Raw genomic sequence first — 14,835 nt, 5'->3', positions numbered from 1 at the left:
CGGGTCTTCGATGTTCGCGAACTTGATCGAATTCGCCCGAACGGTCGCTTCGTCTTCGCAGTGGGCCGTCAGGGGGAGCGTCGTCTCGGCGAAGATCCGTTCGAGCGCTTCCTGTTCGTCGACCAGCAGTTCGCCCGTGCTCGATCCGATGAAGATCTTGATGCCCGGCGTTCGCTCCGCCCGCTGAAGCTCGGCCAGGTTGTCGGGCGTGGCGCCGATGTAGAAGCCGAAATTGACGAGGCATTTCGACGCCGCGAGGGCGAGCTTCTCGTGCAGTCGTTCGACCGTGGTGGTGGTCGGTTTCGTGTTCGGCATCTCCAGGAAGGTGGTGACGCCCCCTTTCGCACAGGCCCGGCTCCCGGTCGCGAGATCCTCTTTGTGGGTCAGCCCCGGCTCGCGAAAGTGGACCTGATCGTCGATCGCGCCGGGGAGCAGATGCAGGCCGCTGGCGTCGATGGTTTCGTCCACTCGCGTCTGCTTCGCGGGGTCGATGGCCGCGATCTTGCGACCTTCGATCAGGACGTCGACCTTCGACGAACCTTCGGGCAGAACGACGACGGCGTCGCGAATCAGCGTGCGCATGAAGTCTTCGGAGAAAAGGAGAGCGGGAGACGCGTTCCTGCTTGCGTCGGTCGTTCCCAAGATACCGCTTGGTCTCGGAAAACTGCCGGGGCCGGGACAGTCCCTATACGCGAAACGGTCGCGAAACGAGGCAGGAACGCGAAATCCGTTTGACGATCGTCATTTAAACGCCTTAAACTCCGGGAACCACTGGGGGCTGGTTTCGTACGGAGACGAACTTCATCTCGGCGACTCGCGATCGTGAACCTTCGGGCGACTCGATCCGCTTCTCTCCTGTCGCCGATCGAGTCCGCAACGCCGAACTTTCTCTCGCGTTTTCCCGCCTCTGGAAGAAGGCCCGACGCGACCGACGCCTGCGCCGAGAACCTGTTCCTCCGTCGCCGGAACGTTTCCGAAGACGGGTTCTGGTTCGAGCGCTCGTCGTCGCGTTCGTCCGACCGCAGGGGGCATGACTGCGGCGACCGAATCGCAAGGAGCCACAGATGGCGATTCTTGAGCGAAATGCGAGCGTGCTGGCGCGCCATGACGCGTCGCACCCCTCGGAAGAGAAACGGCATGAGGGGAGGCTTCCGGAGGACCGGCGGCGCCCGGACGACGACGGAGTTCGCAGCGAGGCTGAGCGGATGGCGGAGACCCTGAACGAAACGTTCCAGCGGAGTTCCTATCCGCCGCTCCGTCGGCTGCACGCCAAGATGGACACGAACGTCATCGAGCTGCACGGAATCGTCCGCACTTACTACCAGAAGCAAATCGCCCAGCAGGCGGCGATGGAACTGCTCCAGCGGCAGGGCGCGAATCAGGAACTGGTCAATCAGATCGAAGTGATTCGCTGAAGCCTGCGCCGCAATCGGCGGTCTCCCTTCTCGATCGACGATCGCACGGGCGGATCACTCCTCGGCGGCGACCGATTCCTCGACGATCCGGGGATGCGTTTCTCGGGCGCCTCGGAAGCTGCCGTCAGGTTGCGGCAGGGGCTCGAAAACCTCGTCGTTTTCGAACAGTTCCTGCGGGGTCACCAGTCCCGGGCGCAACGACAGGCTCCCGATCCCTTCGTATTCCGGGAACTGGTTGAGCACATAGACGCCCAGCTCGCTGCAGATCCATTTTTCCGGGTCGTTGAACAGATCGTCGGATAGACGCCGCATTCCGTCCGCGGTCAGCTTGTTGAGGATCCACCCCACGAAGTGATCGTTGATCGCGTGGGCGACGAACACGCCGTGGTCGAACTTCGAACCGACCTTGGCTTCGGCCAGTTCGCAGATCCGGTCGGCGATCTGCGGCGTGAGGCCCCGCGGCTTCCGGAAGACGACGTACCGCGAAGGCTCTTCGAAGTACTGCGACGTCAGGCTGTTCGTCAGCACGCCTTTGCCGGCTTCCGCTTCGACGCAGGTATCCTCGCCCGTCACGATGAAGACGTGCGAAACGGGGATGCCGCTCTTCGCCTCGTACTGACCGGCGCTGGCGATGATGCGAGTGGTCACGCGGGCCGTGTGATTGAATCCGATCCACCCGCGATCGTAATCCTTTCCGTAAACGGGCCGCCGTTTATCGAAAATTGGATCCTGCTCGTTTTCGATCAAGACGCCGCCTGCGAGTCTGAAGAGAGATTCGATTCGAATCGCCGCCGGACGAAAGGCCAGCAGGATCGGTCGTCGAAAATGCATTGTACGCCCGGCGCCCCGTCAATCACTTCGCAACGGACGCGCCGCTGTAGCCAGCAGCGCTGGCGTCCTCCCGAAACGCCGAGGCCTCGACGGATCGCCCCCGCTCTTCCTCGCCATGCTTGCCGAGCAGGCGGTTCCACACGCTACACGAGCAGGCAATCTGCGGGCTCTGGCTGAACCTGCACGGAGACGCGGGTCGCCTGCTGAGCCAAACAGGCTCCGGCGACGCTTTCCCGTTCGACTCTGCCGGTCGAACGTCCGATGAAGTAGGAGCGCCGCGTTCGTGCGAGGGGGGACGGAGTTCCTCCAAGCTGCGAACGCTGAGCGATGCACCGTTCGTCGGACCCTCCGCTGGTGCGTGTCGCAAGCACATGTAGCGTTCCCGGCGATCCGATCGCCGCGTCATCGGCGCCCAGGCCGCTACAGTTTTGCGAGACGCGCTCTAACGCAACGTGACGCATGGCCGAGTCGCAGGGAAGCGCGGCCCCCTTCCGGACGTTCGCGACGCTTGGCGTCGTCGGCGCTCTCGGGACGGTCGTGGGAATGATCGCCTATTCGGCGATTCCGCAATCGACGGAGCCGCAGGAATCGCCCCGGTCGCGAGCGTTCGACGCCGATTGGCGAGCGCTGCCGCATGTCCCCGCCGCCCGAGGTCCGTCGACGACCCGTTCTGCCGGCGCCGTCCCGACGAAGCCGACGTTCGCGGCGAATTCGTCGGAAGCCGGGAAGCGCTGGGCTGCCGTTCCCGCGCCGAAGCTCCTGGATTTCGGTCCGGTCGAGCGACTGCCTGAAAATCCCGGCGCCGCCCGCACGCGGACCTCCGCCGCGTCAGGTTCGCCCTCCATTCGCCTGGTCGTCGAGACTTTCGACGCCACGGCCGAGCCCGCCACGGCCGAGCCCGCCACGGCCGAGCCCGCCACGGCCGAGCCCGCCGTTGCCGCTCCCGCCGTCGTCGCGGAGCCCGCAGCGAACGAAGGAACGGCTCTTCCGCCGGCGATTCCGGGGACGGGCCAGACAGGCATGTCGGAATTGGCGGGCGTATCCGTCTTCCCGGCCATGCCCGCCCTCGACAAGAGCCTCGCGGAACTTGCCGGATACCCGGAGGTCGCTGCGTGGAAAGCGGCTCTCGACGCGGAACTGGCGACGCTCGGACAGATCGATGACTGGAACGACCCGCAGATCGCCCGGACGTGCGTCGCGCTGGCCGCGCTGATCGATCGCGCAAGAACGATGGCGTACGAGGTGTCCGACCCCGTCGCGGCGCTGGCGATTCAGGAGATCGGCTACGACATCGAACGCCGGGTCGATCTCTGGAGTCAGATCCACGCGACCACGACCTCGCGAGCGAACTTCGCGGTTGAGCTCAAAAGCCTCTCGCTGAACGAGTCGCTCGTCGAGATCAACGCCTCGCTGGAGGCGCATCCGGAGCGGGACGTCTGGCGGAAGTTCCTGCTGCTGCCCGACCTGGAAAAGGCGCTCGCAGTGGACGCTTCGCTGGCCCTTCGTGCGAAAGCCGAAGGCGCGATCTTCGAGCGGTTCCGCCACGCGGCGCTGACGCCTGAGCAGAAGGAATACCTGGCTCAGCCGGAATTCGTGCGATTCCTGGCGGCGCTGACCGTCTGGTCGCTCGGTCCGAATCCGGTGCTGCGCGTTCCGGCCGAACTGGAAGAGTTCGAGTCGACCCGCTCGCAGACCGACGGCATCCGCCTGGCCCGCATCTGCACGGCGTTCCGGTACTCGCAGTATCCGAGCTTTCTCCCGATCGCGGAGAGTCTGGAACGCCACTACCGCAACGCGAATCTTCGCGTCTCCGTCGGCAAGTCGTTCATCGGGCGCTTCGTGCCGCAGCCCCAGGTGACGGAGCTTCCCGTTCGCGAATCGATCCGCGGCGCATGGGTCAGCGGTCGCAGCGAAACGCTCACGCGTCTCGGCGTCGACTTCCTGCCGGCGGAAGGCGAATTGCAATTCCAACTGACCGTCGAGGGCGAGGTCGCTTCGGCGACGACCGCTTCCGCGGGGCCCGCTCGCATTTTCAACGACGGAAGCGCCTGGTTCGTCGGCGCCAAGCCGCTGGCGGTCGGGCCCGACCGTTTCACCAAGGACCCGACGGCGGTCCAGGTCCGCTCGCGATCGCTGCTGAAGGGCTTCCGCACCGAGTACGACAGCGTTCCGCTGATCGGATCGATCGTGCGGAACCAGGTCGAGCAGCGAGTCGAAGAAGAACGGGCGCTCGCCGATCGCGAAACGAGCAGCCGCGTCGCGGCCCGGATCGAATCGTACGTCGACGCCGAAGTCGAACGCCGTCTGGCCGAAGGGGAGGGTCGCTTCCGCGACAAGGTCCTCTCGCCGCTGGCGCAGCTCGGCGTCGAACTGTCGGCGGTGGAACTTCAAACGACGGCGGACCGTGCGGTCGCGCGCTACCGACTGGCCCACCCGGAACAATTGGCGGCGTTCACGCCCCGTCCGCAGGCGCTCGCCGTGAGCGAGATCAGCGTGCAGATGCACGAGTCGGCCTTCAACAACGTCTTCAGCCAGACCGACCTGTTCGGTCGCGAGATGCTGCTGACCGAGGCGCTGACGCGGGTTCGCGGCGCCATGGGCGATCCGGACGGCGAACCGATGGACGTCCCGGAAGGGGTCTCCATCCGGCTGGCCGAGCGCGACGGAGCGAAGGTTTCGTTCGAGGACGATCAGGTCGTCATGGAACTCCGCGTGAAACGGATCGCGGAAAACGACGAGTCGCTCTTTCGCAACTTCGTGGTTCGCGCTCGCTACCGCCCGATCGTGGAGGGCCTGCAGGTGAAGCTGGTCCGCAGCGGCGTGCTGGAACTTTCCGGCGATCGCCTCGACTTTCGCCAGCAGATCGCGCTCCGCGCCATCTTCAGCAAGGTCTTCTCCGAAAGCCGGGCGCTGACGCTGCTGAAGGACGAGATGCTCGACGACCCGCGAGTGCAGGGGCTCGCCGTCGGCCAGATCGTGATGAACCAGGGCTGGCTCGGCGTCTCGCTCGTCCCGGGCTACACGCGCATCCCGACGCAAGTCGCCCCCGCGCCGGTTCAGCCGGAACTGCGATAGGCGGAGCTTCGAAGCGGGCGCTGCGATCGAGGAATCGCGGAGCGATCCCTGGCGAGCGGAGGGCGTGAGCCCTCCGTGTCTTATGCGCCGACCGGGACTTCGAGAAAGCACGGAGGGCTGACGCCCTCCGCTCGCCGGTCAGTAGCGTGCCGTCGCCCCGGCCTCGCTTACGCCAGCAGGTGCGTGTCGTCGAAAACGACCTTGCCGGCGGAAGGGCGGCGGATGACGCGATCGGCGTCGCAGTCGTCCAGGAAGTAAGCGCACTGGCGAAACTCGACCAGATCCGGACGACCGCCGCGCTCGGACTTTGCCCGGGCCAGAGCCTCTTCCGACGGGTACACGCCGAGCGGAATCCAGACGGCCTGGCCGCCCTGCAGCTTCAGACCTTCGAGCTGGTAACCGAAGAACGCTTTCCCCATCGCTTCTTTCCTTGCTGGTTCGTCCTGAGCCGCGTCTCGTCGAGCGACCGAGGGGGTGATCGAAGGGCGATCGCTCTCGTGGAGCGGTCGCCGCCGCCTGGTTCTCTTTACTTCGTACGCGAAGGGTCGGAAGTTCAGCGGATTGAATCAACTTTCGCAAGGGACATTCGTAGGGCTTAACGCGAAAATCCCGTCCGGAATCGGGGCGAAAAGTCTGAAGAAACTGCTCTTGCGTCGAAAACCGCGTTTTCGGTACGAATGATGGCGACGAGTTAGGAATGGGAATTCCGGGAGCCAGACGGCGTCCGCACGGGTCGATCCCCGGTCGCGAACGCCGCCCCGGCTTATCGTCGGCATGGAAGCTGATCGTCTTCGCCAAGTCTCCGCTTCGCTCGCAACTCGTGCGAGGCCTAGAACTTGCGAATCATCTCGCGTCGCTGCGGGCGACGCGGGGAGACCCGACCGGCAGTCGAAGGATGACTCCGGTCCGCGACGAGACCGTTCGAGCGCGCCTTCGCAGAAACTCTGCGACGCCTCGCGACGGCAGACGAAGCTTCCCCTGAGAAAGCCGAAAAGGAGTTCCCCATGCTCGTACTCTCCCGCCGCGAAGGCCAGAAGATCGTTCTCCCCACGCTCAACGTGGTGATCGAACTGCTCAAGACCCGCGGATCCTCCGCGAAGATCGGCATTCAGGCGCCCGGCGACGTGCCGGTGGTGCGCGAAGAGATCGCCGCCGGTCGCGGGGTCGACTTCGCCCCCAGCGAGCGCGACGCCGCCCGCGCCCTTCGCCGCCTGGGAACCGTCGCCCAGGAGAACCTCGACGAGGTCGGCATCGAACTGAACCGCCTGCACCAGTTGGTCGAGGCCTGCGGCCTGCCCGCGGAGCAGAAGGCCCTTCTCGAACGCCAGGTCTTCAAGCTCTTCCGACCCGTGTCGCGGCTGCACGAAGAGGTCAAGCAACTCGTCCGTCCCGAGACGACGCTGCCGAATCTGACGCCCGTCGCGCTGCTGATCGAGCAGGACCCGGCGGAGCGGGCGACGCTGGAACGGCTGCTTCGCTCGCACGGCTACGAAGTCGCCGCGGCGGAGAACGGCGAAGAAGGTCTCGCCTTCTTCGACCACCACGAGGCGCCCGAACTGGTTTTGGTCGACGTCGGGACGCGACTCTCCGCCGGCGGTTCGCTGGTGAAGAAGCTCCGTCGGAAGTCGAACAACCCGCTGACGAAGGTCTTCGCCATCGGCGACGGCGACGCGGAGGACCTGGGCGTGCCGACCGGCCCCAAGGGCGTGGACCAGTGGTTCAGCCGCCCCGTCGCGATCGACGCCCTCGCCGCGACGATCAGCCGGGCGATCGCGGCGTGAGCGATCGGAAATAGAGGTTCGCGTGGTCTCGCTCGAGCAAGTTCGGAATCTTCTCGAATCGCGGCGGAACGCCTGTTCGGACCCGGAAAGTTTCCGAAAGGCCCGCCGCGAAATATTGGGACGGCCAGAGTCGGAAGTTTTCGCGGCGTTCGGCGAGCTTCTATCGAGTTCCGACGAGGAAGATCGCTGCCAAGGGATCCAAGGCTTGGCGGAGCTCTACGGTTCGCGCGCTGTCGAGTCGATCTTGGCTCGAACCGAAGATCTGTCTGAGATCGTGCGCTGGGTCGCTTGCGGTTGTTTGCACGATATCGGCGACGAACGGGCGATTTCGTCGCTCCTGGATCGCATGAATTGCGATCCGGACGCCCAGGTTCGCGGTACGGCTGCCTACGCACTGGGCGGGATCGGGGCCGTTCAGGCGTTGCCGCATCTGCATGTCGCATCGACATCCGATTTCGAGGTCGACGAGCTCGGGCACTCGCCGGCTGGTCAAGCCGTCGAAGCGATGAGCGATGTGCTGAGACGCTGGACGATTCGGCGGATCGCCGGAGAGCCGTCGAACGCATTCGAAGAGACGACGCCAGCTGGTCGATTGCGAGGAAAGGTGACCTGCGAGGCGATTCCGTTCGATTCGGAGGGTCGCATTCTCCGCACGTCACGGTACAAGCAAGTACCGATAAAGGCGCTCGGCTTCGGCTGGTCTTCGAAGCTCGGACTTCGAACGAGCCTGATCTCGCCGTTCGAAATCGACGTGAGTTTCGAAGACGCGAAATGCGTCGTTCGGCGAATCTTCGTCTTCCTGTCGATTGACGGCGCTTCCGATTGTGACTGGGCGGTGCATACGATCGTCGACGCTGAAGCGGCGAAGTTGCCCGCCTAGCGAACGGCGAGGTTTCGCCGGATTTCGCCGCTACAACAGATGCCGCGCCTTCACCTCTAAATACCGGTTCACCAGCGGGGCGGTCATCTCCTCGGGGAAGGCGTCGATGGTGAGGACGCCCTGGTGTTCGAGGTCGACCAGAAGCTGCTGCCGCCAGAGGATCAGGTCGGCGGCGACCGCGGCGGGGAAGAGATCCGCAGGCGGCACCGGGAACTTCGCGCGGTCGAAGATCGCGTGATCCCGCATCAGGATGCCCAGCGGCAGGTGCTTGCCGACGAGCGTGCGCAGATGCTTCTCGATCGCCGCCGCGTTCAGCTCGTCGATCACATTCGTCACCAGCACCACCAGCGACCGCTTGCGGCAATGCTTGGCGAGGTAGACGAAGGCCTCGTCGTATCGCGATTCGACCAGCGTCGGAAACTGGTTGAAGACCGCGTGGATCAGGCGGTTCATCTGCCGCTTTCCGCCGGCGGGCGGGACGTAGCGATGGACCTGGTCGGAGAAGCAGATCAGCCCGACGGAGTCCCCCTTCTCCAGCGCGACGTAGCTCATCAGCAGCACGGCGTTCAGCGCGTGGTCGAGCAGGCTGTAGCCGTCGTGCTTGTTGGTCATCATCCGCCCGCAGTCGAGCAGGAAGATGATGTTCTGGCTCTGCGTGACGGTGAAGTCCTTGACCGTCAGCTTGCTTCGCCGGGCGGTGGTGCGCCAGTCGATGAACTTGTAATTGTCGTCGGGCAGATAATCGCGCAGCCGTTCGAACTCGTTGTCCGAACCGACCTTGCGCGCCCGCTTGACCCCCATCAGCGACAGGCGGTTGGTCCGCGCCAGCAGGGCGTACTCCGCGAGCTGCTTCAGGTCAGGATAGACGTGCAGTTCGGTCGTGCGATGCAGGAACAGATCCCGCTTCCAGAACCGCAGGGCGCTGAACGCGCGGACGTAGACGCCCTTGATCTCGAACGCGCCGCGGGCGGAAGGGATCAGCCGATACCCGAGGACCAGCCGACTGCGGGGAGGCAACGTGCGGTCGAACGTATCGGGTTCGGGCTGAAAGTCGGGATCGACGTCGTCCCGGATCGCTACGCGATAAGAACGGTTCGAGCGGTTGAAGATCGACAGTTCGATCTCGTGCTTCTTCCCGAGCGAAACGACCCGGCCCGCGGTGCGTTCGGCGTCGAACGTCTTCTTGCCGGGCAGGTTCGTCAGGTCGATCAGCGCCGCGATCGCGATCAGCAGATCGACGGTCAGCGCCGGCAGCGCCCAGGGCGAGACGCCGATCACTTCCCGCAAGCGATCGAGCGGAACGAACGCCTCCAGCAGGGGCAGGGCGCTCAGAACCCATGCGAACGCGAGCCCCCACACCAGCGAAGCGTGCGGATAGATCTTCTTCCAATACGCCAGCGCGACCGCTGGCGCGAGGGCGATGAAGAGCAGCGCCCACGGCCGGTCGAGCAGAGCGAGCAGAAGCTCGAGCAGGCCGAAGAGAAGATCGCGAATCGTTTCGAGCATGACGCCGAGCTATCGATCTTTGAAACGACCGCTCTCTTCGGGTGGCACTGGCTCTGCCAGTGGGAATCCGCGAACGACTTTCGACAAGGGACGACCTCTTCCCGCGTTTGCACTGGCGGAGCCAGTGGCACCCGAAGGAGCGGGAGGAAGTCCGCCTCGCCTTTGACTCCTACAGCCTCGGAACCTCGACCGTGGCGAGGGCTTCGCGAAGCACGTCGTCGACGGAGAAGCCTTCGACCTCCGCCTCCGGGGTGAGCGAGACGCGGTGACGCAGCGCGGGCAAGGCGATCTCCCGCACGTCGTCCGGGACGGCGAAGTCGCGACCGCGGAAGGCTGCGAGGGTTCTCGCCCCCTGCATGAGCGCGATACCCGCGCGGGGAGAGGCCCCCATGTAAAGTTGCGGCCAGGTTCGCGTCGCGCGGACGGCCCGGTTCACGTACTGCAGCAGCCGGTCGTCGACTCGTACGGTCGCGTTCCGGTGGATCGTTTTCAGGATCGTCTCGGACGATGCGACGGTCCGGACGTTCTCCAGTTGCTCGTTCAGGTCGACCTGTCGGCTGTGCAGATCGAGGATCCGGGCCTCTTCGGCTTCGCTGGGATATTCGACCAGCACCTTGAACATGAACCGGTCGAGCTGCGCCTCGGGCAGGTTGTAGGTGCCTTCGGACTCGATGGGGTTCTGCGTCGCCATCACCAGGAACGGTCGCTTCAGCTCGTGCGACGTGCCGTCGACGGTCACGCGGAACTCCTGCATGATCTCCAGCAGCGCCGCGTGCGTCTTCGCGGGCGAGCGATTGATCTCGTCGGCGAGCAACAGCTGCGTGAAGACGGGACCCGGGCGGAACCGGAACTCCTGCGTCTTCATGTCGAACATCGGGGCGCCGGTGATGTCCGACGGCATCAGGTCGGCCGTGAACTGAATCCGACCGAAGTCGAGCCCGAGGGCGCGCCCCAGCGTGCGGACGAACAGCGTCTTGCCGAGGCCGGGCACGCTCTCGATCAGGACGTGGCCGCCCGAGAAGAGAGCGACCAGCGTTCCCTGAATCAGTTCCTTCTGACCGACGAAGACCTTCGCCACCTCGGTCGAGATGGCCTCGTACAGGTCCCGCGTCGGCTTGTGGACCTCGCTCACGACGGGAGCGCTGACGACCTGGGCGCTGGCGACCGGCGGCGCAGGACTCGGCGACGGAGGTTGCGACGCGGCCGAGGGACCGTCCGCCGAGATGAACATCGCCGGTTCGTTCCGCAGCGGCTGCGACCCGGACGGCGGCGTGAAGGAGGGATGCGTCACCGGCGGAGCGGAACCCGACGGAGCGAGCGGCATCGGAGCGACATACGACGACTGCATCCCGGGCGCGGAAGTTCCCGCAGGGGCGCTCTCGCGACTCGCAGGCGGAGAGGCCGAAGCCCCGGGCGGCGTCACGGTCTGCTGCGTCGCGCACTCCGGGCAGCGCACGGCACGCCCCGCCATCGACAGGGTCGACTTCAGCTTGCGACCGCAGCCGACGCACGCGAACGTGAACTCGTCGGCAGGGGCGAACGGATCGCCGGACGCAGGGGGAGACGCATTCGGTTGATACTCGGTCATGCTCGACTCGTGGTCGCGTTCGTGGCTGTCCGTGTGCGTCTCTTCTTGTAGGGTGGGTCATTGACCCACCTTTTTTCCTACCCGCGGATCCAGGAAGCGGTGGGTCAATGACCCGCCCTACGGAGGACCCAAGCGGTCAGCCGCTACCCCGGCGGTTCCACGGGAGGCTGCACATTCGTCGGCGACTCCAGCGCCGCCGAGGGGCCGTCGGCTCGAATCCTTGAACCGGATTGACGCTTCATCCATTCGGAGTAGGCGGCCAGTCGCTGGCGGGCGAAATCGTAGGCTTTGCGACGCTCCAGAAGCCTGCCGACCGCCTCCAGATGATAGCCGAAATCCTGCAGGTCCCGCGTCACGTAAGACCGCGCCCGGCCGAAGATCGGATACGCCGCCAGGCAGACGATCAGCCCCGCGATCGTGAGGTGGATCATGAAGATGCCCAGCGGCCATTCGGTGAACATGGTCCACGCAGTGCGCCGCGGGTCGCGGGGATCGCGAATCTCGATCTCCGCCGGGCCGGAGTAAAGGAAGTACGCCAGCCCGGGGGGGCCGCATTCGTCGATCAGCTTCGCGGCCAGCTTGCGATTCTCGGGAACCGTCAGCGGATAGTTGAGCAGGAACGATCCGTTCGACACGACGACGAGCGAGCTCGGATTGTCGCCCGCGCCGTACTGCGCTGACGAAACCATCGGGCGTCCGTCCGCCTCCAGCAGCACGACCGGATCGAGCTTTACGAGCGATTCGTCGTAGCCCTTCTCGCCAGCCTGCGCGAACTCCTCCGGGTCGAGTTCGTACCCGTACTCGTCGAATTCGAAATCGAGTCGTTCCTGCTGCACGCGCGCCGCTTCGAACGCCGTCTTCTCTTCGTCGGTCGGTGGCGGGAAGCCGAGCGACGATTGCAGGCGGAGCCTGGTCTTCGCGTCGTCGATGCCGGCGGTCCAGCCCGACCACGCGGGCGCCGTCAGACGCTCGACCCGTCGCGGGATCGGCGCGTCCTCCTGCACGAACCAGCGATGGGTCTGATCGAAGTCGTACGAGTTACGGGTCAGTCGCATCTCGTGCGACTTCTGCGCCTTGGTGCGGAGGGCCTTGATCTTCTCGGCGCCCTGCAGGCGCTCGGCCATGTCGCTCCAGTAGTCGAACTCGGCGGAGTAGTCTCGTCCGACGTAGACCAGCGTCCGGCCAGGCCTCTGCGAGAGCCACTTGTCGAAGAAGTCGCAGACCTCGTCGCTCGGAAGCTGATAAGCATCGGGCGCCCAGACGATGGTCTGCGCCCGGTCGAGATGTCGTCCCAGCGAGTCGCCGTTGCGAACCTCGAACCCTGCTTCGCGGAACATCTCCGCCAGCGCGCCGGTGCCCGCGACGCTGCGCTGACCGGCGCCGGACGCTCTGCCGTACGTTTCGTCGACCTCGTCGTTCCAGGCCCCGCAGCCGGAGAGGAAGAGCGTCGCGAGGAGCGCGAGAGCCAGTCCGCATCGGGTGGCGCCGGTTGCCTCAACCGGCGCGGGCGCAGCCCGTCGGAGGCCTCGGCTCACGCTCGGCACGGAACGTTGGGTCATCCTCACGAAACAACCGTCGCTCGCCCGACTGTGTGCGAGGATTCCGGTCTCGTCCTGAGGCCTCCGATCCGCTTCGCGGACGCCGGTTGAGGCAACCGGCGCCACCCCGATCCGCGACTCGGAACTTCGCTTCTTGAATCTATCGGGCGTCTTAGCCATGCGACGCCTGCTGCAAGAGGTTGCGGAAGCGCTCGATCCGGTCGAGATTCTGTTCGTACTTCGCCCGGGAGAGCGGGTACTTGCCGAAAAAGACCCCTTCGAAGTCGTCGGCCAGTTCGCTCAGAAGCTGCGCGAGAGGGGGACTCGATTCGATCTCCGCGACGTACTGACGGTTGGTCTTTCCCTTCGCCAGCCGAATGCGGTGCGCCCGATCGAGTTGCACCAGGGCATGGCTGAAGAGGTAGACCAGCGCCTCCTCGTACTTGCCGGCCGCGGCGAGTCGCCGGGCTTCTTCGAGGAAGTCGACGACGCCCTGCCGCAGATCGAACGGCAGGCGCTCGATCCGCTCCTGCACGGAGAGCGGATCCTCTTCCTCCTCGGCGATTCCTTCGCCAGCGTTCCCTTCGGTCTCCCCTGTCCGTGCCCGGATCAGCGCGAAGATCAACAACCCTGCGAGCAGGATGAAGGCGATCACCAGCGCGACCCAGATCAACTCCGTCAGCGGCAGCCCGGCGAAGGGCGACCAGTTGCCCCAGTTTCCGCCGGCGGTGGGCGGCGGAGGCGTATGGACCCAGTCCGACGCACGATTCCCCGGGTCGACCGGATCGCGATAAGGTTCCGGATGTTTGTCCAAGCCGACCGGAACGGCCTCGTCCTCCTCTTCCGAGTACCAGGGAGGCGAAACCCGCGTTCCCAGGCCCTTCTTTGCCGCGTCGTGCGGATCGGCCAGGTAGGACTCGAATTCGAGCTGTTCGACGTCGGAGTCCGTCGTCTCCGCTACTCCTTCGCCCGAAGAGGTTTCGCCCTCAGAAGAGTCGGACGCTTGCAGGAGTCCTGTGTGCCATGGCTGGCTTGTCCAGCCGTGCAGGGAGCCGGGAATCGTCGATCCACTCCGGCAGTCCCTTCCCGAAGAAAGGCGACCGATTTCAAGACGCAAATTCGTGTCGAGCCGCATTCGACGGGCAGAGTCGGCGCTTGCAACACAGCACGGCTGGACAAGCCAGCCATGGCACACAGCCTCGGCAAACGCTTCCCTGCCCGCTGCACGGCTGGACAAGCCAGCCGTGGCATACGAGTCGAACGACGCCGCGAGAGACATCGCGAGAAGCGGGAGGGCGAGGGCCAGGCGGCTCATTGCATCCCCATCATGCGGCGTTCTTGCAGGCGCGAGGCCTCGGCACGGATCTGCAGTTCGACCTCCCACCCCTCCTGTCGGATCCGGGCGTCGAGATACGCCAGGAACCGGATCGAGGCCGCGAACGCGACGGCGATCCAGATCGACAGGGGATACAGCACGATCCACGTGAGCCAGGTCGGATACCAGATATTGCTCAGCGTTCCCATCGCGAAGACCGCCGACCCGAACAGCGAGATCGTGATCGGCGCTAGCAGGCAGACCATCGCGAACGATTTGAAGAACGAGTCGGCCGCGATCACGTTATGCAGCATGGCGCTGCGCTGACCGAGCGACGCCTGATCGGCCCGCTTCCTCAGCGGGGGACGTTCCAGCAGCACGATCTCCATCAGGTAGGGGCGTATCGCCTGGATCAGCAACCCCCAGCAGGCGATCAGGGGAAGCACGCTCTCGGCGATGAACGACTCCTGCGAGTCCTGCCTGGCGACCAGCGCGAGCGCCGCGACGATCCAGGCGATGCCGACGCCCCGGACGATCAGCACGGAGACGATCAGCGAAGGGAGGGCGTTCCAGACGCTCGCGAACAGGGCCCGCAGCTTCGGGCGATCGAAGAACGTCTCCAGGCCGATCCAGGGCGTGAAGAAGAGCGAAACCAGCGGCGCCTCGATCAGGATCAGGCAGGTCTGGCACCACAGGTACCGCAGCGGCATCTCGTAGTCGTAATCGACGTCGACCAGGTCGTACAGCAGCGCATGATTCAGCAGCGCCATCGGCAACGCCGCGAGCCCGCAATAGAGCGCCCACGGACGAAAACGCCGGCGCACCATCTGCGTCGCCAGATCGATCTGGTCGATGAAGCTGCGCTCGCGTATGCCGACCGAGGTCTTGTCGAACTGCATGAGTTCC

The 14,835-nt window shown here is 65.2% G+C and carries 12 protein-coding genes (1 of these 12 running past the window's edge); 4 read left to right on the top strand and 8 right to left on the bottom strand.

Going from position 1 to position 14,835, the window contains the following annotated elements; translation table 11 throughout:
- Positions 1-582, bottom strand: the 5' portion of a protein-coding gene (locus SH602x_RS01865) for a dihydroorotase (protein WP_479475190.1). Its footprint begins 747 nt before the window's first position; the window shows 582 of its 1,329 coding nt (coding positions 1-582); its start codon is at positions 580-582; its stop codon lies off the left edge, out of view.
- A 482-nt stretch (positions 583-1,064) separates the two neighbouring features.
- Here SH602x_RS01865 and SH602x_RS01860 point away from each other — a divergent pair, with 482 nt between their 5' ends.
- The gene (locus SH602x_RS01860; protein WP_479470157.1) at positions 1,065-1,415 is read left to right on the top strand and encodes a hypothetical protein; all 351 of its coding nucleotides are present in this window, start codon (positions 1,065-1,067) and stop codon (positions 1,413-1,415) included.
- A 54-nt stretch (positions 1,416-1,469) separates the two neighbouring features.
- On the opposite strand, the gene SH602x_RS01855 is transcribed toward SH602x_RS01860, so the two are convergent.
- Positions 1,470-2,063, bottom strand: coding sequence for a hypothetical protein (locus tag SH602x_RS01855; RefSeq protein WP_479475189.1), 594 nt, complete (start codon positions 2,061-2,063; stop codon positions 1,470-1,472).
- A 642-nt stretch (positions 2,064-2,705) separates the two neighbouring features.
- On the opposite strand from SH602x_RS01855, the gene SH602x_RS01850 reads away from it, so the two are divergent.
- Entirely contained in the window at positions 2,706-5,321 is a 2,616-nt protein-coding gene (locus SH602x_RS01850) for a hypothetical protein (RefSeq protein WP_479475188.1), read from the top strand.
- A 167-nt stretch (positions 5,322-5,488) separates the two neighbouring features.
- Here SH602x_RS01850 and SH602x_RS01845 read toward each other — a convergent pair whose 3' ends face one another.
- Positions 5,489-5,740 (bottom strand): hypothetical protein, encoded by a 252-nt coding sequence (locus SH602x_RS01845; RefSeq protein ID WP_479470160.1) that lies wholly within the window; start codon positions 5,738-5,740, stop codon positions 5,489-5,491.
- 585 nt (positions 5,741-6,325) lie between these two features.
- On the opposite strand from SH602x_RS01845, the gene SH602x_RS01840 reads away from it, so the two are divergent.
- On the top strand, positions 6,326-7,102 hold the full coding sequence (locus SH602x_RS01840; RefSeq protein WP_479470161.1) for a carbon storage regulator: 777 nt from the start codon (positions 6,326-6,328) through the stop codon (positions 7,100-7,102).
- A 22-nt stretch (positions 7,103-7,124) separates the two neighbouring features.
- Positions 7,125-7,982 carry a HEAT repeat domain-containing protein gene (locus SH602x_RS01835; RefSeq protein WP_479475187.1) on the top strand — a complete coding sequence of 286 codons (858 nt, stop codon included), beginning with the start codon at positions 7,125-7,127 and terminating at the stop codon, positions 7,980-7,982.
- Positions 7,983-8,012: 30 nt separating this feature from the next.
- Here the strand turns inward: SH602x_RS01835 and SH602x_RS01830 are convergent, their stop codons facing one another.
- The 5 genes from SH602x_RS01830 to SH602x_RS01810 form a co-directional block, all read right to left on the bottom strand.
- Positions 8,013-9,488 (bottom strand): DUF58 domain-containing protein, encoded by a 1,476-nt coding sequence (locus tag SH602x_RS01830; protein ID WP_479475186.1) that lies wholly within the window; start codon positions 9,486-9,488, stop codon positions 8,013-8,015.
- 169 nt (positions 9,489-9,657) lie between these two features.
- Positions 9,658-11,076, bottom strand: coding sequence for an AAA family ATPase (locus SH602x_RS01825; RefSeq protein ID WP_479475185.1), 1,419 nt, complete (start codon positions 11,074-11,076; stop codon positions 9,658-9,660).
- A gap of 143 nt (positions 11,077-11,219) precedes the next feature.
- The gene (locus SH602x_RS01820; RefSeq protein WP_479475184.1) at positions 11,220-12,794 is read right to left on the bottom strand and encodes a hypothetical protein; all 1,575 of its coding nucleotides are present in this window, start codon (positions 12,792-12,794) and stop codon (positions 11,220-11,222) included.
- Positions 12,787-13,929, bottom strand: coding sequence for a DUF4129 domain-containing protein (locus SH602x_RS01815; protein ID WP_479475183.1), 1,143 nt, complete (start codon positions 13,927-13,929; stop codon positions 12,787-12,789). Before SH602x_RS01815 ends, SH602x_RS01820 begins: the two co-directional genes overlap by 8 nt.
- Positions 13,926-14,828, bottom strand: coding sequence for a hypothetical protein (locus tag SH602x_RS01810; protein WP_479475182.1), 903 nt, complete (start codon positions 14,826-14,828; stop codon positions 13,926-13,928). The genes SH602x_RS01815 and SH602x_RS01810 overlap by 4 nt, the downstream gene beginning before the upstream one ends.
- Positions 14,829-14,835: the final 7 nt, after the last annotated feature.

This window comes from Lignipirellula cremea (assembly GCF_056501455.1).
Note: the sequence above shows the minus strand (reverse complement) of the source record. Positions and strands in the feature narration are given on the sequence as shown.

Excerpts from the sequence above, each read along its gene's own strand:
- SH602x_RS01860 (WP_479470157.1), top strand. The coding sequence starts at position 1,065 with ATGGCGATTCTTGAGCGAAATGCGAGCGTGCTGGCGCGCCATGACGCG.
- SH602x_RS01850 (WP_479475188.1), top strand. The coding sequence starts at position 2,706 with ATGGCCGAGTCGCAGGGAAGCGCGGCCCCCTTCCGGACGTTCGCGACG.
- SH602x_RS01845 (WP_479470160.1), bottom strand. The coding sequence starts at position 5,740 with ATGGGGAAAGCGTTCTTCGGTTACCAGCTCGAAGGTCTGAAGCTGCAG.
- SH602x_RS01840 (WP_479470161.1), top strand. The coding sequence starts at position 6,326 with ATGCTCGTACTCTCCCGCCGCGAAGGCCAGAAGATCGTTCTCCCCACG.
- SH602x_RS01830 (WP_479475186.1), bottom strand. The coding sequence starts at position 9,488 with ATGCTCGAAACGATTCGCGATCTTCTCTTCGGCCTGCTCGAGCTTCTG.
- SH602x_RS01825 (WP_479475185.1), bottom strand. The coding sequence starts at position 11,076 with ATGACCGAGTATCAACCGAATGCGTCTCCCCCTGCGTCCGGCGATCCG.
- SH602x_RS01820 (WP_479475184.1), bottom strand. The coding sequence starts at position 12,794 with ATGGCTAAGACGCCCGATAGATTCAAGAAGCGAAGTTCCGAGTCGCGG.
- SH602x_RS01815 (WP_479475183.1), bottom strand. The coding sequence starts at position 13,929 with ATGAGCCGCCTGGCCCTCGCCCTCCCGCTTCTCGCGATGTCTCTCGCG.
- SH602x_RS01810 (WP_479475182.1), bottom strand. The coding sequence starts at position 14,828 with ATGCAGTTCGACAAGACCTCGGTCGGCATACGCGAGCGCAGCTTCATC.